Genomic DNA, 21,792 nt, shown 5'->3' with positions numbered 1-21,792 from the left:
AATCAAAATCAAGATATTTCCGGATCAACTAAACTCCTGAAAGAACGAATGATAAATTTCAGATAGCCGAAATAAGACTATTCGTAAAACAGTAGGACGATCATGCTTATGTAAATTATAGCCCGCTTTTTGGGAAAATAATCCCTATAATAGATATAAAAACACTATTAATTGTTAATTTTTTTTAACAATTTCGTATATTGAAAAACTGCTTTTATTGAGAACAAGAAAAAAACCACACTAATTTGTATCAACATATGAGATACGAACCTCAAAACTCTGCGACAAAAAAGCGAATCAAATATTAAGATTGAAACAATTATAATTTACTTAACTAAAAAAGTATGGCAAATTTTATGAAAAAATCCCTTTTGCAACCCGGGTTGTATATATCCCGAAAGGTTGCGGTTACAATTGCAGCACTTTTAATTACAACGTTTGGCGTTTTTGCACAAACCCAAACAGTAAAAGGTAAGGTTACTGACTCTAAAACCGGTGATCCGTTGCCTGGTGTTAATGTCGTAGCCAAAGGAACTGGAACAGGTGTTATAACGGATATTGACGGAAATTATACATTTAATGTCCCTGAAGGCACCGAAACTATTGTTTACTCCTTCATTGGAATGCAAACTATGGAAATTCCATTTACAGGACAATCAACAATTAACGTAAAACTGGAAGAATCCAGTATTGGCCTGGATGAAGTTATAGCCATTGGTTATGGCGTAACAACTAAACGCGATTTAACCGGCGCTGTTTCTTCCATTAAAACAGATGAATTAATAGAAACTCCGGTAGCAAATGTTGCTCAGGCTATGCAGGGCAAACTTTCCGGAGTAGCAGTAACAGCACAGGACGGACGTCCGGGAGCTAATATTAAGATTCGAATCCGTGGAGGAGGTTCCATTACACAATCCAATGATCCTTTAGTTGTAGTAGACGGCATCCAGGGTGTTTCATTAAATGAAATACCTGCCGATCAGATAGAATCCATCGATGTACTTAAAGATGCTGCATCAACAGCTATCTATGGTGCAAACGGTGCAAACGGTGTAATACTGGTTACGACAAAAGGATTAAAAACTGCAAAAGGCACCACAAAAATATCATATAGTGGTTACATGCAATCAAAAGACATCGCTAAACAACTTGTACCGCTGAACACACAGGATTATCTGTTAAATCAGTGGAGCTATATGACAGCCATGCAGCAAAGCTGGGGTGACGATTTTGCCTTATATTATGGTTTAGGAACAGCTAATGTAAATTCACTGGGGCATTCAGGTATTGAAGCGTGGAATGATTATGCAAACGTTCCTATACATGATTATACAAATGACCTTTTAAGAAGTGGCTGGTTGACAAACGAACACAACCTTAGTGTTTCAACAGCAACTGAAAAAACAACTCTTGCTGTTAATGCCAATATGATAAAAGACGACGGGATAAAAATTAAATCTGGTTACCAGCGTCATAATCTTCAGCTAAAACTGGAACATGAATTATATAAGAAGGTTAAAATTGGTTTTAACTTAAATTATGTTCAAACCCGTCAGGAAGGTAACGAGAGTACGTCTAACGGTTCAGGATCAATTTTATCTTCTGCATACCGTTTCAGACCAATTGACAATCCGCTGGGACAGTATGATCCTATCCCTTCAGGGTTTGGTAATGGTGACGTTAATGTGGATCCAACTTATGACCCTTACGTACTTACAACCAATGTAGAAGATATCAGAAACCTTCAACGGTTCAGAGGATCTGCTTATATTAACTGGGAGATTATTAACGGACTGACCTTCAGATCTGAAATTAATGGTTCGAACCGGTATTCAGAAAATCAGTATTATAATGCGGGTATTGCAATTCCAAATGCCGACAATCTGGTTACTGACCGTCGGGCCAGACTTGATTTATACCGGTCAACTGCCTACAGATCGTTTACAACAGTTAACTGGGAAGTTCAGGGTCTTGGAGAACATAGCTTAAAATTACTGGCAGGTTTTGAGATTTCAAAATCACAAAGTAAAACATCACGCATCTTTGGACAAAGTTATCCCGCAGATTATGATTTCCAGACAACTATGGCAAGAATGCAGTTTGCGGATTTATCATCGTATGATGAAGCGTCTGGATTGTATCCGATCCAAAAGCAAAACTTTGATTTTTACAATAATTTCAATGTTGCTTCAGCTGCATATTCATACTTCGGCCGTTTAAATTATGATTATAAAGGCAGATATTTATTTACGGCAGCCGTAAGGACTGATGTTTCATCTAATTTTGCACCGAGATTCGGAACAGGTACTTTCCCCTCCGGAGCTTTTGCCTGGCGTGCATCCGATGAACCATTCCTGGAGTCTACCAGAGGATGGCTTGACAATTTGAAACTTCGTATTTCCTATGGTTCATCAGGAAACGACAATATTCCTTATGATGCCTGGCATGCTCTTTATTCTCCAAGCTTTGATGCCAACGGCAATATCACTTATGTGTCCAATGGTATTTATCCTAACAATAACTTGAAATGGGAGACCACTATCTCAAGAAATTTGGGTGTTGATTACAGTGTATTTAATGGCCGTATCTACGGTACAGTTGAAGTATATTCAAACAATTCAATTGACTTATTAGGTCAGGTACCAACACAACAGTCAAGCGGGTATGATTATAAATGGGAGAATTTAGGCAATACATCGAATAAAGGTGTGGAAATCTCATTCAATACAGATATTGTACGCAATAAAGATCTTACCATTAGTGTAAATGCTACTTATAATTACAACAAAAATAATATCGAGAAACTGAAAGAAGGTGTCGTAACAGATTACGGTACTGACTGGAATTCAACCTCAACATATCCCAGAAAAGAATTCCTGTTTAAAGAAGGAACTCCATTGGGAACAATCCAGGGATATGTCTATGACGGTTATTACAGCCCGGATGATTTCAACTATGATAGCAATACCGGTGAGTATACACTGAAAGACGGTGTACCTTATTACGATAATTTTAACGAAATTGGTAATTATCCTAATCCTTTTAATGTTGTACGCATGGACTCAACCGGAACTGCAGTAGATATTGGTACTAAGGTGTTCCCAGGCGCTTTAAAAATTAAGGATACAAATGGTGACGGTGTAATCACTCCGGACGATGCAACTATACTAGGTGAAATGATACCTCGTCATACAGGTGGATTTGGATTAAATGTACGCTATAAAGGTATCGACTTTACTACTAATTTTGTATATGCGTTAGGTGGTCATGTTTATAACGTGGCAAAACTCTTAAATACAACAGGTAGAAAAGACTACACATTCGGTTCAAACAGTTTAAATTTTGTAAAGGATACTTACAGATATTATGATATTGATGGTTCCGGTGACCTTATTCCTGTAACAGATCCTGATAATTTGAATGCGTTAAATGCCAATGCATTATATCATACACCATACCATGAATTCGGTCTGGTTCTGTCTGAATGGATTGAAAAATCGGATTATTTACGTTTGAATACATTAACGTTAGGATATACCTTACCAAAGAGTTTGACTAAAAAAGTTGCCATTGACAGGTTAAGGGTTTATTTTACCGGTGGAAACTTACTAACAGTTACTGGATATTCAGGTCTTGACCCGGAAGTAAATGCAAATGAGAGCAAGGGGTCTTATGCTACACCGGGCCTTGATTTCGGTGCATATCCAAGAGCCAGAACATATACATTTGGTGTAAATGTTGATTTTTAATTTTAACTGAGAAAATTTATAATACATATGAAAAGGATAATTTATATATTCACATTTATAGGTGCTGTACTGATTAGTACCTCCTGTAAGGATTACATCGAGCAATCTTCCCCTTCAGAAATAACCCTCGAAGAAGTACTTTCAAATCCAACCAGTGCGTTGGCATTGTTAGACGGTGCTTATGATGTATGGAGAGACAGTCGCATTCACTCAAACGGGATGTTTTATGAACTTAGTGTATGTAGCTCAGATGCAGAACGTCATCCTGAGAAATATGCAGACCAGGAACGTCACATTCCCGAAAACTTATATTATGGAGGAACCTCAGCCTGGGCAAATATTGATATCGGTTCAACAGGATGGACAAGAGGTTACAACGTTATTGCTACTTGTAATCAATTAATAACCAACTATGAAGCAACCAGTTTTTATCAGGACTGGCTGGACAATCAAACACCAACCGACCTTTCAAATATTTACGGACAAGCTGTTTGTTTAAGGGCTACTATTTATTACGAATTAACCCGTTATTTTGGTGATATTGTGAATCAGATTTCAAGTCTGGATGTTGATTCTTTCTTAACCTGCCGTGATTATATATGGGAATATCACATAAAAGAAGTTGAGAAAGTTATTCCATTAATGTACCGTGCCGGTGAAAATGAACAGTCTGTAAAAACAAGAATGACACGTACGTATGCAGAAGGATTGGTTGCACGTTTATGCTTATTTGCAGGCGGTTACTCTACACGTCGTACAGACCTTGGAGCTGAATTCTACCATGATCTGGATGGCAACACCATTTCGTTTGAAACAATGGGTGCTGAAAACAATGGCGGAATTTACGAGCGCCGTACAGACTATATGAAATTCTACGAAAAAGCTAAAAAATATCTGACTGACCTTGTTAATAATCCAGGTGCTGCAGAATTGATCACTTCAGACCCTCGGGGTACCGGAGCAAATGGTGAAAAATTTGGTAATCCATTCCAGTATAAATTCCAACAAATGCTGGATCTGGATGTTTCTACAGAATCTATTTACGAAATCCCTGAAACACAGGGCGTATACTCAGAACGTCCATATGCCTTTGGTCGTCCGTCCGGAGGAGGTGGCTCCAATGCTTTTCCATGTAAAAGTTATGGACAAAGCAGAATGCATCCTACATTTTACTACGGCGATTATGATCCTGACGACATGAGACGGGATGTTACAGTAGCTGTGACATGTAGTCAGGGCAATGGAAGGGAAACATTACTAAGCCTTACACCTGGTAATAAAACCAACGGTGGTTTCGGCAATAACAAATGGGATGAAAACCGTATGAGCCCACCTTATTATCAGGCACAACGCCAATCAGGGGTAAACAATCCTTATATGCATATGTCAGATATGATTCTGTTACTGGCAGAAGTTGATGCCGTATTAGGCGACGAATCCGGTGCCAAGGAAGAATGGAAAAAAGTTCGTAGTCGTGCATTCTCTTCCGATAAACAGGCAGATAAAGTAGATTCTTATATCAACGGTAAATCAGGTGATGCTCTCTTGGATGCGATTCTTACCGAAAGAAAGTTCGAACTGGCAGGTGAAGGAATCCGCAAATGGGATATGCTTTATAACGGTAAATTGCCGGAAATGATCGAAACCCTTAAAGCAAATCTTGCTGCAATGGTACAGGGACTTAAAACAAATGGGTATTATGAATTCGCTAATGGCAACGTATTCCCATGTTACGTTTGGACTAAAGAAGTTGATGCTGGTACTGAATTAGGTTATCGTTTAACTACCCAGAGCACAGATGAATCTAATCCTCTGCTCTTCCCTGGATGGAGAGGTCAGTATAATGATTGGGAAAATGTAGGCGGTGAAGGTATCGGGGCTAAATATAATGGTGACTATAATACGAATACCGCCATTAAAGGTTTATTCAGATACATTGATCCAAATGGCGCGGAAGCCGCACAACTCGAAGCTGATGGTTATGTAAGAACACGCTGGGGAGCAGACATAGTTGGATACAAATTGCCGGATGAGACAGGTGAATTTACCGATTTCTCAGACGAATATTCCACATATGTTTTCCGTGGGTATCAACAAGGATTAGCACCAATTTACATGTATCCTTTAACTGCTCAAACCATTTCTACTTCTGAAGGTAAAATAACAAACGGATATGGTTTTCCACAACAATAAATTTTAATTATAAAATAATTAAAGGGAAGTCCTTAAGGACTTCCCTTTTTCGGCTTAAATGCTAACCTTCTTCCCGTTGTATTATGAAAAAGAAATTATTCACTTTGGTGGTCATATTGAGTTGCTCTCTTATCGGACCAATCAATAGTTTTAGTCAATCCGAAGATTCCATCACACAAAAAGTTTTGGAGACCATGTATGATGCCACCCGTTTTATGGTGGATGACGTCAGTACCAATGGTGGTTATCTTTGGAATTATCTGCCCGATATGTCTCGACAATGGGGTGAAATGGAAGCATATCCAACTATGATATGGCTCCAACATCCTGGCACTGTAAGTATGGGGCATGTGTTCATGGAAGCCTATCACGTTACAGGTAATGAATACTATTATCAGGCTGCAGAAAAAGCAGCTGCTGCCATTATCTGGGGACAAAACCCTGAAGGTGGATGGAATTACATGGTGGATTTTGCGGGTGATAGATCATTAAAACACTGGTATGAAACAATCGGAAAAAACGGTTGGAGGCTGGAGGAATTTCAGCATTACTATGGCAATTCCACCTTCGATGATGATGTTTCAAGCGATGCGGCCCGTTTCTTATTGCAAATGTACCTTGAAAAACTGGATCCCAAATACAAACCCTCACTGGATAAAGCAATCAACTTTATTCTGGAGAGTCAGTATCCAAATGGCGGCTGGCCACAACGCTATCCTTTACGACATGATTTTATCAAACAGGGATTTCCTGATTATACTTCGTTTTATACATTCAATGATGATGTAACTTGGGAAAACATAAATTTTCTGATACAATGTTACCTCACACTTGGTGAAAAAAGATTTCTTGAGCCCATAAAAAAAGGAATGGATTTTTACCTGCTTTCGCAGGACAATTGCGGAGCGTGGGCACAACAACTGGATATGGATCTTAAACCTGCCAGTGCACGAACTTTTGAACCGCTGGCCTTTTTACCATCCACCACTTGCGAAAATGCATTTTTGCTGCTTAAATTTTACCAGTACACCGGTGATACTCGTTTTCTTGAAAATGTACCTGCCGCAATTAAGTGGCTTGAGAATACAAAACTACCAGAAACCGAGATTGAAGGCGAACGCACACATCCGACCTTTGTCAATACTGAAACTAACAAACCTATCTTCGTTCACCGAAAAGGATCGAATGTTAAATATGGCATTTATTATACCGATGAAAGTGATCAAAACCTCCCTTCACATTATTATGGAAAATGCAGGGTTCCATTAGAACAACTGAAAAACGAATATAAGCGCCTTTCAGAATTAAATGCTGAAGAAGTCACCAAAGAGTCTCCTCTCCTTCCCTCACCATTTACTCAAGCAGATACACCACAAAAATATTATAATCTAAGTGGTTTCAAATTCATGTTTTACCCAAAAAAAGAAACTGTTTCTGATATCATAAATTCACTGGATGAAAAACACCGATGGCTTATTAAACATGCCATGACCAGCCACCCGTACATTGGTGACGGACAAAACAAAACCGAAACTGATAAATATGCAACGACCTTTGTAGGAGACGAAACAGACACGTCACCTTACAGGGATATGTCTGACCAGGAATATATCTCTACATCACAATATATACGTAATATGCTGGCGCTCATTCAATTTCTAAAAAATAATCAACATGAAAATTAATATCATCCTCACTTTTATAATACTATCATTGCTGAATTCCTGCAATACCAAAAAGCAGAAAGAAGATAAAAGTACCCTGGATATTTCCGGGACATATTACGAAAATCCTGTTCTCGGAGGGGACTACCCTGATCCGTCCGTTTTTCGTGATGGAGAAGATTATTATATGACACACTCCTCATTTGAATACTATCCCGGATTATTGATCTGGCACTCTAAAGATCTTATTCACTGGGAAAGAATTGCACATGCCTTGCATAAATATGTAGGTTCCGTCTGGGCACCTGACTTTTTAAAGTTCAACAATCGGTATTACATTTACTTCCCTGCCGGAGGTACAAACTGGGTAGTAACTGCCGATTCTCCTGCAGGTCCGTGGTCCGAACCCATTGATTTGAATCTCAGGGGTTTTATTGATCCGGGTCACATGGTTGATGCTGAGGGCAACAGATATTTATACCTCTCTAAAGGTTTCGTGGTCGGACTCTCAGAAGATGGTTTAAGTGTTATAGGTGAACCGAAACATATTTATGATGGATGGCAATTCCCTAAAGAATGGAGTACAGAATGTTTCTGCCTTGAATCGCCTAAACTAACCGTAAAAAACGAATTCTATTATCTAACTGTTGCCGAAGGTGGAACTGCAGGACCAGCTACAGCACATATGGTAGTTTCTGCCCGTTCCAAATCCCCGTTTGGTCCGTTCGAAAATTCACCGTATAATCCTGTGGTTCATACAGAAAACAGGGATCAGCGCTGGTGGTGTCAGGGCCATGGAACTTTAGTGGATGACACCGATGGGAACTGGTGGATCATGTATCATGGTTATGAAAAATGTTTTCAGACGCTTGGGAGACAAACATTAATGCTCCCTGTTGTATGGACAGATGATCTTTGGTTTAAGGTTCCGGATGGAATAAACAGCTCTGACAAACTAAAATTACCAACCGGCAAAGCATTAAATCTGAACAGTTCTTTATCCGATAATTTTTCAGCAGATGAACCGGGCTTGCAGTGGCAGTTTTATAAAGACTTTGATCCTGACAGAATAAAAGTCAAGAACGGAAAACTGGTTATGTCTGCAAAAGGAAGATCATTTGACGATACAACGCCATTTCTTGTGAACGCCAGCGATCGTAAATATGAGGTTACTGTGGAATATAACTTAATCGGTGATGCAATATCCGGTCTTTGTCTTTATTACAATAAAGAAGGAAATATGCGGATAGAGGTCAGTAAAACCAGATTTACTGTTTACAACAGACAAAACGCAAAAATACGTGAACCCAATACGCTCGGGAATCATGGATACCTGAAAATATTAAACGATGAAAATGAAATTAGTTTCTATTTTAGTGGAGATGGCCAAATTTGGACAAAAGTTGAACGGAGTATAGATGCTACAGGTTTCAATCATAATGTATTCGGAGGATTTATGAGCTTAAGGCCTGGAATTTATTCTTACGGAACAGGCGATACCACCTTCGATAATTTTACGTATACTAAACTTTAGGTATAAACTAATTTTTATACTGATCCGGGTCGATAAATTTACTCAGGTTAACCATATTAAAACGCTCTCCCTTAAATATGAGATCCGAGGCGTTTTCTCTGGTGACGTGTATATTAGCGTACTCACCACTGACCAGTATATCCAGTAAACGTTTTAATTCCAGCAAACTTTCATTATCACCTACTATCGAAATTGCCATGCCGAGAGCCGAACGTGCTACTTCGAGTTCATTATTTTCGATCCTCAATGCAATAAGCATGACCCATACATCCTCCTGTTCAGGGTTCAGCTTCAATGATTTTGTAAATGCCTCCGACGCCTCCTTTTTAAAACCTGAATAAAAGTAACTCTCAGCCATTCCTGTCCATGCTTCGTCATCTGTTTCATCCATTTCAATGGCTTTCTTAAAACAGTTGACACTTTCTATATAATCTTTAGTAGACTGCTTACAATAACCTAGACCAATCCATGCATCATAAACATCCGGTTCAGACTCAAGAATAGAATAGTAAGTTTGCTCTGCAGATACATAATCACCTAAACCTTCATAACATTCCGCCAGATATATCAGCACCTCTTCGTTATGCGTTTCTGCTTTCAAAAATTCCTGAAATGAATCCAGGGCTTCCTGGAATTTATCCTGCCGCAACAGTGCAATGCCCTTCTGGAATATGGCATTATAAAAACCAGAATCGATCACTAAAGCATAATCAAACGCATCAACGGCTTTATCATAATCCTCATTCGAATTGTGCGACATTCCCATATTGTACCAGGCTTCTTCGTTGTAAGGATCAACATCCAGAAGCTGATTCAAATAAGTTATTGCCAGATCAGATTTGCCATTCTCTTCCGAATTAAGAGCAAGTTCAAACAATATATCAATATTAAACGGATTATGCATCAATCCCTTTTTCAGATAATACAATGCTACATTAGGTTGTTGAATACCCATATACAGAAATGCAATATCAAGGCACATTCTGTCGATATCGTCATCACTTGTTTTCAAAAGATTTTCGAACACATCATTTGCAGCCTGAAATTTATCCATACGCAGAAGTAACTCACCTTCAAGCATAAGCACTTCTTCGTCATAAATTTTAAAACTAAGCGTTTCAATAATTCCAAGGGCAGAATTATACTTACCCATTTTGTGCAATACCCTTGCCTGCCATAACAATAACGTAATTGAACCGGGATGCTGTTTTAGACCTTCTTCAACAACTAAAAGGCTTTTCTTAACCTTCATATGGTTAAGATAGTACTCTGTAAGACTTTCAAACTCTTCAACATCAAAATACCCAATCTTTTGTTGGTAAAGCATATCCTCATAACGACTTACAACATCATTGTTGCGATTTCCGTCCTGATTAAACTGTTTTTGATGCATAAAAGCAATTTTGAACAAATTTTGGAAGATATTTTGGCTGTAGCAATAGGTAATTGCCATAATTCTGCAAAATCAACATCTCATTTTTCACAAAAAACTGATTTACAGAAACTTAATCACAAAAAGCAAGATGTTAATATTTTAAAAAGTTATTAACACTCTGTGTCTGCAAACACCTTTTTATACCGGTTATAGGCCAAAATCAGTAAAACGATAACAAATAATACCGCATAATAGATCCAGGATGGCAGTGAATAAATGCTTCCTCCGCCGGCATAAGAGTGCATACCACCAAGAAAATAATTTACACCGAAATATGTCATCAAAATAGTTGAAAATGCGACCAACGAACCTGCCACGTAGTAAAAACTCCCCTTCAGGCCAGGCAAATGATTCAGATGGGCAACCAACGTGTACACCAGAACCGAAACCAGGCACCAGGTTTCTTTCGGATCCCACCCCCAGTATTTTCCCCAGGACTGGTTTGCCCAAACGCCGCCAAGAAAACAACCAATTGTAATCAGGTATAATCCGGGAATCAGGATCATCCTGTTAACGACTATCAATTGACGGATTGTACCGGAAATACGGGGAGCGTTTTTATCTGTAAGAACCGTCATAAGCAAAAGGGTAATTAACGCCAGCATAGCACTCCCACCCAAAAAAGCATAACTTGACGTAATAACCGTTACATGTATATTGAGCCACACCGATTTTAATACCGGGACCAAAGGTGTAATCTGCGGATTCATAAAACTCAGGTGAGCCACCATTAAGGCCGATGCGGAGAGTAAACTCAGTAAAGCAAACGTAATATCCGATTTCCTGAAGAAATAAATTCCGATGAGCAGACTTATCCATGACACAAATATCATTGTTTCGTATCCATTGCTAACCGGAACATGTCCGGTCATAATGCCACGCAACAGTAAGCCTACACCATGAAAAAGGGCTGCACCAATCAGTAGTATTCCAAGTCCTGTAGATAAATATCGTGCTAACTTTTTCCTGTTTATCTGGGCAATAATAGCCACAATCAAAAATATAAAGCCAACAAGCCCGTAAAAATGTGACAACCGTTCAAACACGTTCAGTTTATTATATAAAAGCTCAATGTTCCGCATCCTGTCAGATGGCAGTATTTTAGGAGCAAACTGTTTCTGCCAGCTGTCCACAAAATCCATCGCTTTTTGAAATTCTTTCGGGTCTTTGCTGAAAAAATTCAGATAAAACTGAGAAAATGTTTTTTCTGTCAGACTGTCTCCGGTCATAAACACATTGGGCACAGACCTGAGATCAATCCATGGATCGGACGCTTTACCGGGCAATGGAAACAGGTTTATTAATCTACCTTGCCTTAACATATTAAATATGTTCGCCCGCTCATCCAGTGCCAGTATATTGTTCTCTGTCTTAGTCCGTTCAGAAGGTTTTTTCCGGTTAATATTCTGAACAACCGTTTGCAGGATATACGCTCCGTCTTTAGTAAACAAATCATTGTAGGCAATCCTTTTTTCCGGGTTATTATCCAGAAATGGAATTCCTGTTTCACTTTTGTAAATATATGGTTTGGCAGAGCTGGAAGAAGGATCTTTAATGATCTCCAGAATGATGCCTTCGGCTTTCCGGTTTTTTTCTTCACTTTTCCGGCTCATTTTTCGCAACAGATCGCCCGCATATGTATTCATCGGCTTTATTCTTCCGTTTGCCTGAACCCAGACCTCTCCGAACATCCTGGCTGTTTCAGGGCTTACCTGCGATTCTGATTGTGCCGAAAGAGGTAGTGTAAATAAGATCAATCCCAAAATAACAACATGCGTATTTTTTACTTTTCCTAAATACTTTACAAACCTGCTCTTACGGTCTGTAAGCGCTTTAAGCATTCCTAACGCCAGCAGTAAATACCCAAGATAAGTAACGGACGATCCAACCGGGTCATGGTTTACAGAAAGAATAGTTCCAAGTTCATCCTCATCATAGGAAGCCTGAAAGAACCTGTAACCGCGGTATTTCAATATGTGGTTCATGTAAATAGAATAGGCAAAATTGTTGTTTTGTTCCGGGTCATTAACATGTACATAACTAATAAACGACGATGGACTTTGCGATCCCGGATACCGCTCCACTATAAAACTATCAAGCGCTATTTTGAATGGCAGAATTTTTTCCTCCTTACCAATTGACAGTACCACAGAAACGTCACCGAATTTAACTTCGGTAGGTTCGTGTTGCGAATAATGGTAAACAAAAGCCTCTGCCACTTCCTGATCCCGGGATATCCTGAATTTTGTCACCGGATATTGCATCTCGCCTTTTGAGTAGACCTCAGAACGAATATTTAAATCAGTACCATCTACCACAACACTTTTGTGATAGTAATCCTGATTAAATTTGTTTGGTCTTACTTTTCTATGATCCTCATAAATAACGGAACTGGCCTTCATAACTTTTACATTAAGCACTGTTTGGTCCAGTTGCAATAGATTTGAAGAACTCCCTTCCCGAATACCGATACTGCCTGTTTCGCCCACAAATCGGGTAATTCCGGCACCAATGATTATCACCGCAATAGAAAGATGAAACAACATTATCCCAAGCTTACCCTTTCTGTAAAGCCGGGAATAAAAAATGTTTACTACAGAACCTATAGCAATGTATCCCAGCATGAATTCAAACCATGATGCATCATAAATCAGATACCTTGCCTCATCCGTACCGGCATTATACTCAATAAAAGTAGCCACTGAAATAGCAATCGCAAAAACCAATCCCAGCAAAGCCAGAATTCTTACAGAAAAAAGTTTATAGATTATATGTTTCATTTTCTTGCCCTGAGCATTTCTCTTTTTCCAGGCGGTCCCGGAAGTCTTTCTACATTAAAACCAGCCCGTTGCATCCGCCTTCTAACCTCACCCTTGGCACAATATGTCACCAGGATGCCTCCTTTATTCATTGCACCGTAAATGGTTTCAAAGATTGCTTCATCCCACATTTCCGGTTGTTTTTCTGGTGCAAACGCATCAAAATAAACCAGATCGCAGTTTTCCAAATCTATCTCCTGAGTCAAATCTGCTTCCAGTTTTAAAATTGAAAACCGATCTGTAATCTCCGAAACCAAATTCCACGGAGCCTGATGTATATCAGAAAACAACTCCCTGATCGTATTGTTTGAATGCGCAGTATAATTTAATTGAATTATAAGATTAAGATCCAACGGATATTTTTCCAAAGTTGTATAGTGAACCTTCAATTCGGGATCACTAAAAGTATAGTCCAGCGTAAGCAACGCATTAAGTCCTGTTCCAAAACCTATCTCCAGTATCCTGATATTTTTTCTTGCCCTGGATAATTCTTCAAGACCAGCCTGAATAAATACATGTAATGATTCTCTAACTGCCCCTTTATAAGAATGATAGTGTTCATTCAATTCAGGCACAAATAATGTAGCCGAACCATCTTCGGTTTTTTTAATTTTAAGTTCCTTAATATCCATACCATGTAAAACTAGTGATACTTCAAAATAAAAACAGATCCAAATATATCACTTTTTAAAGTGTATTTTCAACAATTATTTCGCTCTAAATCCCTCGTTTAATAAGGGTTGCAAAATATACAGCAATTCATTTTTATGTTTTATAGCATTTTTTTAACGTATTTTAACGCTCTGATATGTTGTCCAGCATAATTATTTACGTACTTTTGTTGTGGGATTTTTTTCATAGTATTAGATTTAAGGTTAGCAAAAGAGGTAGGCGGTGCTTTGGATAAGTGGCCTACCTTTTTCTTTTTCACCTATTCACAAAAACATTATCAATCCTGCAGATTTATTTCTATAATCTGTTTATTATTTAATCAGTTACAGCTTATTATATATTGTAAGGGGATAGAGATTCCGCAGATTTAATGCATAATCTTATAAGCCAGTTCTTTCAACAAATCTCCCTGGGACGAAGACACATTTCCAAAACCTTTGCTCTTAGCATCGTATTCACGCAACAACGACACCACATCCATGACCTTCCAGGCATTGTATATTTTTGCAGCGGACTTGTATTGCCCGACGAAATAAGGATTAATGCCAAGTGATTTTGCCACCGATCCATCAGACTTATCTTTCAGGTAGTGAAAGATCATCAGGTTAGAGAAAAAATTAAAGACAGGCACCATAACCATCTGCATCGGGTAGTTCTTCTGATTAGCAGCAAAGTAGTTCACAATCCTGTTTGCTTTTAGCACATTTCGTGTTGCAAGTGCTTCCTGCAGTTCAAATGCATTATAATCTTTTGAAATGCCTATATATTCTTCAATCAGCTTCGGGGTAATTTCATTGGAATCTTTCGGCATTACCAACTTCAATTTATCTAACTCATTTACAACCTTACTAAGATCTGTGCCAAGAAACTCCGCCAACATTAATGATGATTTTGGAGATATGGACAAACCTACGTTCCTGCAATAATCGTTTATCCACTCCCCCATTTTATAATCCCTCACTTTGTCAGAGGTATAAACCACACCGACATCCCCAAGCATCTTATAAACTTTTTTCCGTTTATCAAGCTTCCCGTATTTGTAGCAAATCACAAGTAAAGTGGAAGGCTGTGGCTGCTTCAGGTAATGTTCCAGCTGATCAATATTCCCCAGATTTTGTGCCTCTTTTACGATAACCACCTGCATAGGAGCCATCATGGGGAAGCGTTTAGCTGCATTGATCACTGTAGCCGTATCCACATCACGACCATACATTACCGTTTGGTTAAATTCCTTTTCCATATCATTCAACACATTATCCTCAATGTAGTCGCTGATAAGGTCAATGTAGTATGGTTCTTCGCCCATCAAAAAATAAACAGGCTTAAACTTCCGGTTCTTTAAGTCATTTAGTACAGAAATATGGTCCATCGGAATTAGTCGTATTTCAGGTGTTTAACAGAACGTCCGTTAATGATGATCTCACGCAATGATTCAATGCCAATTTTCAGATGATCCTCTACATAATCGCGGGTTACAATAGTATCACTTTTATCAGTTTTAATACCTTCCGATATCATGGGTTGATCCGAAACAAGCAGCAAGGATCCGGTCGGAATATGGTTGGCAAATCCTACGGTAAACAAGGTCGCTGTTTCCATATCAACGGCCATGGCACGCGTGGATACCAGATATTTTTTAAACTCATTGTCGTATTCCCAAACCCTTCTGTTGGTTGTATATACTGTTCCTGACCAGTAATCGCGTTCAAAATCGCGAATAGCAGATGAAACAGCTCGTTGAAGGGTAAATGCAGGTAAGGCAGGAACAACAGGTGGCAGGTAGTCGTTGCTTGTTCCCTCACCTCTGATCGCCGCTATTGGCAGAATTAAATCCCCAAGATTATTTCTCTTTTTCAGGCCTCCGCACTTTCCCAGAAAAAGTACAGCTTTCGGCATAATGGCCTGAAGCAGATCCATGATGGTTGCTGCGTTGGCACTTCCCATACCGAAATTTATAATGGTTATTTCACCATTTGACGCATTCGGCATGTTGCCTTCTTTCCCTACAATAGGAACATCATACCATTTTGAAAATAACTCAACATAATGATTAAAGTTGGTAAGCAGGATGAATTTTGAAAAATCCTCCAGTTTACGTTTGGTGTACCGTGGTAACCAATTCTCTACAATATCTTTTTTGGTTTTCAACATAGGAACATTATTTTTAACCCTGTTTTTATCCGAATGTTCAAAAATAGCAAAATGACCCGATTAAATCTTCCGGATCATCCGTTTAATATAAAAAAAGAAGGTGAAAAAACACTGATCTTTGATGTTTTCAGAAAACGCTTTGTAGTTCTGACACCGGAAGAACATGTCCGTCAGTATTTTTTGGCTTATTTACTAAACTACAAAAATTATCAACGCGGACTTATTGCAGTTGAAACCGAAATAAAAATAAACAATCTCTCCCGACGGTGCGATGCTGTTGTATATAATAAAAAGGGTGAACCGGTTATGATTCTGGAATTCAAAGCACCTGAAATAAAGATCAGCCAGAAAACTATGGATCAGATTTGCAATTACAATCTGAAATTGAATGTAACTTATTTTGTTATTTCGAACGGATTGCAACATTTTTGTGGAAAAATTGAGAAGAGCAACAACACATTTAAGTTTTTATCCGATATTCCGGATATGAATACAATAGTTAAATGAAACAACTTATACTGATCTTACTGATTTTATTTCCTGTTCTCCTTCAGGCGCAGACAAAAAGGGACAGTTTTTTGATTTCTCCCCGAATATCATTTGCGGATTTTTCAAACAGAAATCAGTGGGAAGGTTACTCCATTAACAAAGTCCCGCCACTGGCTTTCCAGGTTGAAAAGTTCATCAATGACTATTTTACTTACGGCGTTTTAGTTGGTTTTTACCGCAATAAATATACAAACGATACATTATCGACTAATTTTCACCGGGATTTTAATATCGGGTTTGGAGGTTTGGCATCATTCCATTACGGAAACTGGATTGAAAAAATCACAAACGATAAGGTCCGGTTCAATGATTTTGACCTGTATGTAACACTCGGATTAAACTGGGTAGTAACCAATACAACAATACGTAGGAACTACCATCACCAGAATGATCTTCCTGAAAAGCTTGATGAAACTACGGTAGATTTTTCATTTGGCCCTATAGCCGGAGTTAGGTACTATATAACAGATAAATTTGCCATGAACCTTGAAGTAGGCACCGGAAACCTTGGCATCGTAACCATGGGCGTTTCATGGAACCTGACCAGGGATAGAAAGCCTCGCCCGGAATATAAACCGGAGAGGTTAGTTCCGGGTGATGTAAATTGAATAGAAATGCGGTTTTTATTTAATGTGAAATCCAAATTTGTAAGAAACAGATAACATTTCCGGAAATATATTAAAGCTTTTAGCTTGTAGACTCAGGTAATGAGAAAAGCGATCATTTGACAAAAGTTCAAATTCAAACTCAATGATTAATCCAAAACGTTTAAGGTCATTATGGGTATACCTTTCATAAACAAGAATGTCATTCACATACCTGGCTGCTTCACGATAAGATTCATAACCGCGCTGATAAGAAGATCCTGCTTTAACTGCAAAGCCAAATGCATCATTTTTAATTACTGAATAGCCCAGTTGCAAATCTAAAAACAAACCCGAATGGTTTTGTTTTCCCCATGGTACATCATTTGTTATAAAAGTAGATTGAAAAAAAGAAATGCCCGGATTAACAGAAAGACGTTCAGAAATACTAAAGACTGCTTCGCTTATTATATACGGACCTCCATTTCCGATATTCAATTCATCCAGTACACCTATTCCAATTCTAAATTCGGGTTGCTTAATTTCCTGCGAAGCTAAAAGCTGACAAAATAATAATCCTAAAAAAATAAATATCAACGACTTCATAACATACGGGTTTAGAGTAAGTAATATTCAGCAATATACCAATAAAACAATTATTAACAAACTCATTTATTGTTAAAAACGAAATCCCTGTCTAAGGATTATCAATCAATACAAATCTTACAGGACATCAAAACGAAATCAATTCCTTCAGAAAGTCACCACAGCTTTCATCACATTGTCTTTGTAGGCCTCCACCAGATCATAAACGTCCTGCGATTTAGTATAATCCACCCGGTGGGTAATCATTTGTTTCAAATCTGATGATACGCCTGCCAGCATATCTATGGCATCCTGCATACAATGGTTCTGCCGGCGTACATTTTTAATGGTAATTTCTTTACGGCGCAACTGATCCACCGGGAGGTGCCACGCATCAAATTCGGGAATTCCAACAATCATAAGTGTTCCTCCGGGTTTCAGCATTTCAATAGCCTGTGCTACCGCATCCTGTTGTCCGCAACATTCAAATACTACGTCAAGTTGGTTTTCGTACAATGCATTTGCTTTTTCTACAAGATTTTCCTTTAATGGATTAATGGCATAGTCAGCACCAAAAGTTTCTGCAGTATACAGACGATAGTCCAGTTTTTCAGATACAATGACGGATGAAGGATTGTTCGGTTTCAATGCACTCAAAACACTCATACCTATAGGGCCAAAACCTAAAATACCAATATCCAGACCTGAAACATTTCCAAAACTCTTAACCGCATAAATACCTATTGAAAACGGTTCGCATAACATGCCATCATCAAATGATAACTTTTCTGGTAATTCAAAACAGGTATTGGCAGGCATAACAATATATTCCTTCATACATCCGTCCGATTGTCCTGGATTCCCAAGGAAAGTCAGGTTACGGCAGGTATGTTCTCTTCCGGCTCTGCACTGATCACACTTACCACACGACATAGCCGGATCAACCGCTACTCTGGAGCCGGGTTTTACATTTTTAACTCCCTCGCCCACTTTTACAATTTCCCCGGCAAACTCGTGCCCCAAAACGAATGGATAGGCTACAACCTGTGAACCTATTCTACCGGTACGGTAATAATGCATATCCGATCCGCAAACGCCAACCGATTTAACTTTTATAAGGACCTCACCCTTTCCCGGTTCATTCACGTCAGGGATATCAACCACTTCAAGCGTTTTTATATTGGTAAGTGCTACTGCTTTCATTCTTCTTTAGATTTAAGACATAAGACGTAAGACACAAGATTTTACTTGGAATCAAAATGATAAAAAAACGCGCCTTCTTTCAGGGCGTAACTACATTGATAAATGGATGCCTCCGGTAATTGTTCAAGAACGATTTGGATCAGAACAAAAGCCAACGGAAAATATTCGGCCCGCATTTCGTCCATTCCGGGCACCTGTTTACGTTGTTCAGTTGTCATTACCGACAACTCATCAGCCATTTTTTGCAAAACCGGGCTTTCAATTTTAAACCACGTCTTTACATCCGGATCAACCGATTTACCCAAAGTAGTAAAAGACCCTGTTTCTATCATGGCCCTAATGGTATCGAATGAACCTGATGAACCGACCATACTTACAGGATTAAATTGTTTTAAGGCAACAAATAAATCATGTAATTCCTTCTGCGCAAATTCTCTTACCTTTTCCAGTTCTGCTTTTAATGGTGGATCCGATGGTTTAAAGCGATCCAGTAATTTGGTAACACCCACATAAAAACTTTGCTTCCAGTAAATTTTGGACCTGTCCGTTATAATAAACTCCACACTGCCTCCACCAATATCCATAATCACCACTTTATCATCGGCCAGTGGAAATCCGCTTTTTATACCTGCATGAATTAAAAGCGCTTCAGTTTCACCATCAATGGTATGAACCGATAAACCAAACTGCTTCAGTGCTTCTGCCGCAAAATCCCCTCCATTAGAAGCAGCCCGTACGGAAGCTGTTGCATAGGTAACAATATCATCATCCACCAAACCATAAGATTCACAAAGTTTCCGGTGTTCCGAAAGAGCATTTACCCCCCTGGTAAATGCATCCGGAGCTATGGTATTATCATTAATTCCTCCCCTCGCCAGTTTTGCATGAATCTTGCGGTCCTCTAATACTTTAAACCTGCCACCCACAAATTCCGCAATTAAAAGGTTAATGGTATTGGATCCTATATCGATTATAGCTTTGATCATAATTAATTCGTTTCCACAAAAATAGACGTTTCGTTACCAAAATGAGGTTTTACAACAGAAAAAAATCATGTATATTTGAATCAAATTCTGATCGTGAAGCTATTTTACAGTGTAGAAAATACAAGTCTTAAGGAACCCGTTGTTACGTCCGGGATGTTCGATGGGGTTCACACAGGGCATCAGATTTTGCTCAGCAGAACCATCATCAGAGCAAAAGAGATGGAGCGTCCGTCTGTAATTGTAACTTATAAACCTCATCCACGCATCGTTTTACAAAAAGAACCAGGCATTGAACTGCTGACATCTTATGATGAACGGATCAGGCGTTTTGAAGAATCCGGTATTGATGCTGTAATTGTATTGGAATTTACCAAAGAATTTGCCAAACAATCTGCCACTGAATTTCTTAACCATTATCTGATCCATAAACTGAATATGGCTCATTTTATCATTGGCTATGATCATCGTTTTGGTAAAGATCGTGAGAAGGGTTTTGAAAGCTACAAGACCATATGTGAAACTCACGGAGTTGGCATAGAGAAGGTGCAGGCACATTTTGAGGAAAATAAAGTGGTTTCTTCTTCTTTGATCAGGGATCATCTGAGAGAGGGTGAAATTAAACATGCCAATCGTATGCTGGGCTATGAATACATGCTAAGCGGAACGGTTGTGAAAGGTGTTCAGATTGGACGGAAACTGGGCTATCCAACAGCCAACATTCAGCTTGATGACCCGTTGAAACTTATCCCTGCTCAGGGCGTCTATTCCTGCTGGACAGAACTTGAAGGATTAAAATATCCGGCAATGTTGAATATTGGTTATCGTCCTACCCTGAATAAAAATAAGGAAGATGTTACCATCGAAGCAAATATCCTTAATTTTGATAAAGATATCTACGGTGCAAAAATCAGATTACACCTGGTTGGACATTTGAGACATGAGATGGCATTCGAAAATCTTAATGCACTGATCAGGCAGCTCCACGAGGATGAGAAAAAAGCACTGGTTCAGCTTTCAAAATAATCTATTGCTCTTTAATCAGATACAAATTATTATCCTCAACAAGATAAAGCATTGGAGCAATCATAATATTTGGATATTTCATCCTTAAACGTCTGGCTTCGCTCAACACAAAATCAACCTCATTCACAATTTCAAAAAGAGGTGCAAAATTATTAAAGTGATCCACAGCAACCTCTCTCTCCCAGCCGGCACGGTCAACCAACCCTTCAATAAACAACTCCTTTCTTGCTGCAAGATTTACCATTCCGCAATTGTTATGGCCAATTAAAGCGATATGGTTTACACCACCAACCGCAATGGCGTAAGAAACCTTAAACTCGCTGTATCTTAAATTAGCTCCACCTGAACGAATGATGTAAGCAAAATTTTCCGGAATCTTCAGGTGTTTCCGGTTGTCCATACACATTCCTACGAGAAGTTGTGCCGAATCAAAACTTTCATGCTTTTTACCCAGATTCTGATATTCAATAAGGTCACCTATTGGAGTATCAAGATATTCCGAAAAAATGTCTTCCCTGGATTTAATTTTTACTAGTCTGTCCATAATAATTATTTGGTCGTTTTTATAACAGCGGTCAATCCTAAATGTTTATTTTGTTGTTGCTTATCATACTTCGAATGCCCTTCCCGTAATGTTTTTCTGCT

At 38.7% G+C, this 21,792-nt stretch carries 16 protein-coding genes; 7 read left to right on the top strand and 9 right to left on the bottom strand.

Features of this window, described 5'->3' with window-relative positions; translation table 11 throughout:
* Positions 1-356 precede the first annotated feature (356 nt).
* The 4 genes from ACE1ET_RS10040 (at position 357) to ACE1ET_RS10025 (ending at position 9,140) form a co-directional block, all read left to right on the top strand.
* Positions 357-3,749 carry a SusC/RagA family TonB-linked outer membrane protein gene (locus tag ACE1ET_RS10040; RefSeq protein ID WP_375728265.1) on the top strand — a complete coding sequence of 1,131 codons (3,393 nt, stop codon included), beginning with the start codon at positions 357-359 and terminating at the stop codon, positions 3,747-3,749.
* A 27-nt stretch (positions 3,750-3,776) separates the two neighbouring features.
* Entirely contained in the window at positions 3,777-5,942 is a 2,166-nt protein-coding gene (locus tag ACE1ET_RS10035; protein ID WP_375728264.1) for a RagB/SusD family nutrient uptake outer membrane protein, read from the top strand.
* An 83-nt stretch (positions 5,943-6,025) separates the two neighbouring features.
* Positions 6,026-7,627 (top strand): pectate lyase, encoded by a 1,602-nt coding sequence (locus ACE1ET_RS10030; protein WP_375728263.1) that lies wholly within the window; start codon positions 6,026-6,028, stop codon positions 7,625-7,627.
* Positions 7,617-9,140 (top strand): family 43 glycosylhydrolase, encoded by a 1,524-nt coding sequence (locus ACE1ET_RS10025; RefSeq protein ID WP_375728262.1) that lies wholly within the window; start codon positions 7,617-7,619, stop codon positions 9,138-9,140. The genes ACE1ET_RS10030 and ACE1ET_RS10025 overlap by 11 nt, the downstream gene beginning before the upstream one ends.
* A 7-nt stretch (positions 9,141-9,147) precedes the next feature.
* On the opposite strand, the gene ACE1ET_RS10020 is transcribed toward ACE1ET_RS10025, so the two are convergent.
* The 5 genes from ACE1ET_RS10020 to ACE1ET_RS10000 all read right to left on the bottom strand — a co-directional run bounded on the left by ACE1ET_RS10020 (position 9,148) and on the right by ACE1ET_RS10000 (position 16,217).
* A complete protein-coding gene (locus tag ACE1ET_RS10020) occupies positions 9,148-10,533 on the bottom strand; it encodes a tetratricopeptide repeat protein (RefSeq protein WP_375728261.1) in 1,386 nt (461 codons plus the stop codon).
* 152 nt (positions 10,534-10,685) lie between these two features.
* Positions 10,686-13,355, bottom strand: a complete 2,670-nt coding sequence (locus ACE1ET_RS10015) for a cytochrome c biogenesis protein (protein ID WP_375728260.1) — start codon at positions 13,353-13,355, stop codon at positions 10,686-10,688.
* On the bottom strand, positions 13,352-14,026 hold the full coding sequence (gene mnmC2 / locus ACE1ET_RS10010) for a tRNA (5-methylaminomethyl-2-thiouridine)(34)-methyltransferase MnmC2 (RefSeq protein ID WP_375728259.1): 675 nt from the start codon (positions 14,024-14,026) through the stop codon (positions 13,352-13,354). Before mnmC2 ends, ACE1ET_RS10015 begins: the two co-directional genes overlap by 4 nt.
* Before the next feature lie 407 nt (positions 14,027-14,433).
* Positions 14,434-15,435 (bottom strand): DNA polymerase III subunit delta, encoded by a 1,002-nt coding sequence (gene holA, locus ACE1ET_RS10005; RefSeq protein ID WP_375728258.1) that lies wholly within the window; start codon positions 15,433-15,435, stop codon positions 14,434-14,436.
* Between the two features lie 5 nt (positions 15,436-15,440).
* Positions 15,441-16,217 (bottom strand): AMP nucleosidase, encoded by a 777-nt coding sequence (locus ACE1ET_RS10000; protein WP_375728257.1) that lies wholly within the window; start codon positions 16,215-16,217, stop codon positions 15,441-15,443.
* A gap of 51 nt (positions 16,218-16,268) precedes the next feature.
* Between ACE1ET_RS10000 and ACE1ET_RS09995 the strand changes: the two genes are divergently transcribed.
* On the top strand, positions 16,269-16,724 hold the full coding sequence (locus tag ACE1ET_RS09995; RefSeq protein WP_375728256.1) for a type I restriction enzyme HsdR N-terminal domain-containing protein: 456 nt from the start codon (positions 16,269-16,271) through the stop codon (positions 16,722-16,724).
* Positions 16,721-17,374, top strand: a complete 654-nt coding sequence (locus ACE1ET_RS09990; RefSeq protein ID WP_375728255.1) for an outer membrane beta-barrel protein — start codon at positions 16,721-16,723, stop codon at positions 17,372-17,374. The genes ACE1ET_RS09995 and ACE1ET_RS09990 overlap by 4 nt, the downstream gene beginning before the upstream one ends.
* A gap of 15 nt (positions 17,375-17,389) precedes the next feature.
* Here the strand turns inward: ACE1ET_RS09990 and ACE1ET_RS09985 are convergent, their stop codons facing one another.
* The 3 genes from ACE1ET_RS09985 to ACE1ET_RS09975 all read right to left on the bottom strand — a co-directional run bounded on the left by ACE1ET_RS09985 (position 17,390) and on the right by ACE1ET_RS09975 (position 20,124).
* Positions 17,390-17,956 (bottom strand): hypothetical protein, encoded by a 567-nt coding sequence (locus ACE1ET_RS09985; RefSeq protein ID WP_375728254.1) that lies wholly within the window; start codon positions 17,954-17,956, stop codon positions 17,390-17,392.
* Between the two features lie 147 nt (positions 17,957-18,103).
* Positions 18,104-19,138 carry a zinc-dependent alcohol dehydrogenase gene (locus ACE1ET_RS09980; protein ID WP_375728253.1) on the bottom strand — a complete coding sequence of 345 codons (1,035 nt, stop codon included), beginning with the start codon at positions 19,136-19,138 and terminating at the stop codon, positions 18,104-18,106.
* 41 nt (positions 19,139-19,179) lie between these two features.
* Positions 19,180-20,124, bottom strand: coding sequence for a Ppx/GppA phosphatase family protein (locus tag ACE1ET_RS09975; RefSeq protein WP_375728252.1), 945 nt, complete (start codon positions 20,122-20,124; stop codon positions 19,180-19,182).
* Between the two features lie 93 nt (positions 20,125-20,217).
* Here ACE1ET_RS09975 and ACE1ET_RS09970 point away from each other — a divergent pair, with 93 nt between their 5' ends.
* Positions 20,218-21,147 carry a bifunctional riboflavin kinase/FAD synthetase gene (locus ACE1ET_RS09970; RefSeq protein WP_375728251.1) on the top strand — a complete coding sequence of 310 codons (930 nt, stop codon included), beginning with the start codon at positions 20,218-20,220 and terminating at the stop codon, positions 21,145-21,147.
* Position 21,148: 1 nt separating this feature from the next.
* Here the strand turns inward: ACE1ET_RS09970 and ACE1ET_RS09965 are convergent, their stop codons facing one another.
* On the bottom strand, positions 21,149-21,691 hold the full coding sequence (locus tag ACE1ET_RS09965; RefSeq protein ID WP_375728250.1) for a carbonic anhydrase: 543 nt from the start codon (positions 21,689-21,691) through the stop codon (positions 21,149-21,151).
* Positions 21,692-21,792: the final 101 nt, after the last annotated feature.

Origin of the sequence: Quyinboa mangrovi (assembly GCF_042219825.1) — a bacterium.
Lineage (GTDB): Bacteria > Bacteroidota > Bacteroidia > Bacteroidales > UBA5342 > JBHJHP01.
This window is presented reverse-complemented; position numbering and strand designations above follow the sequence as displayed.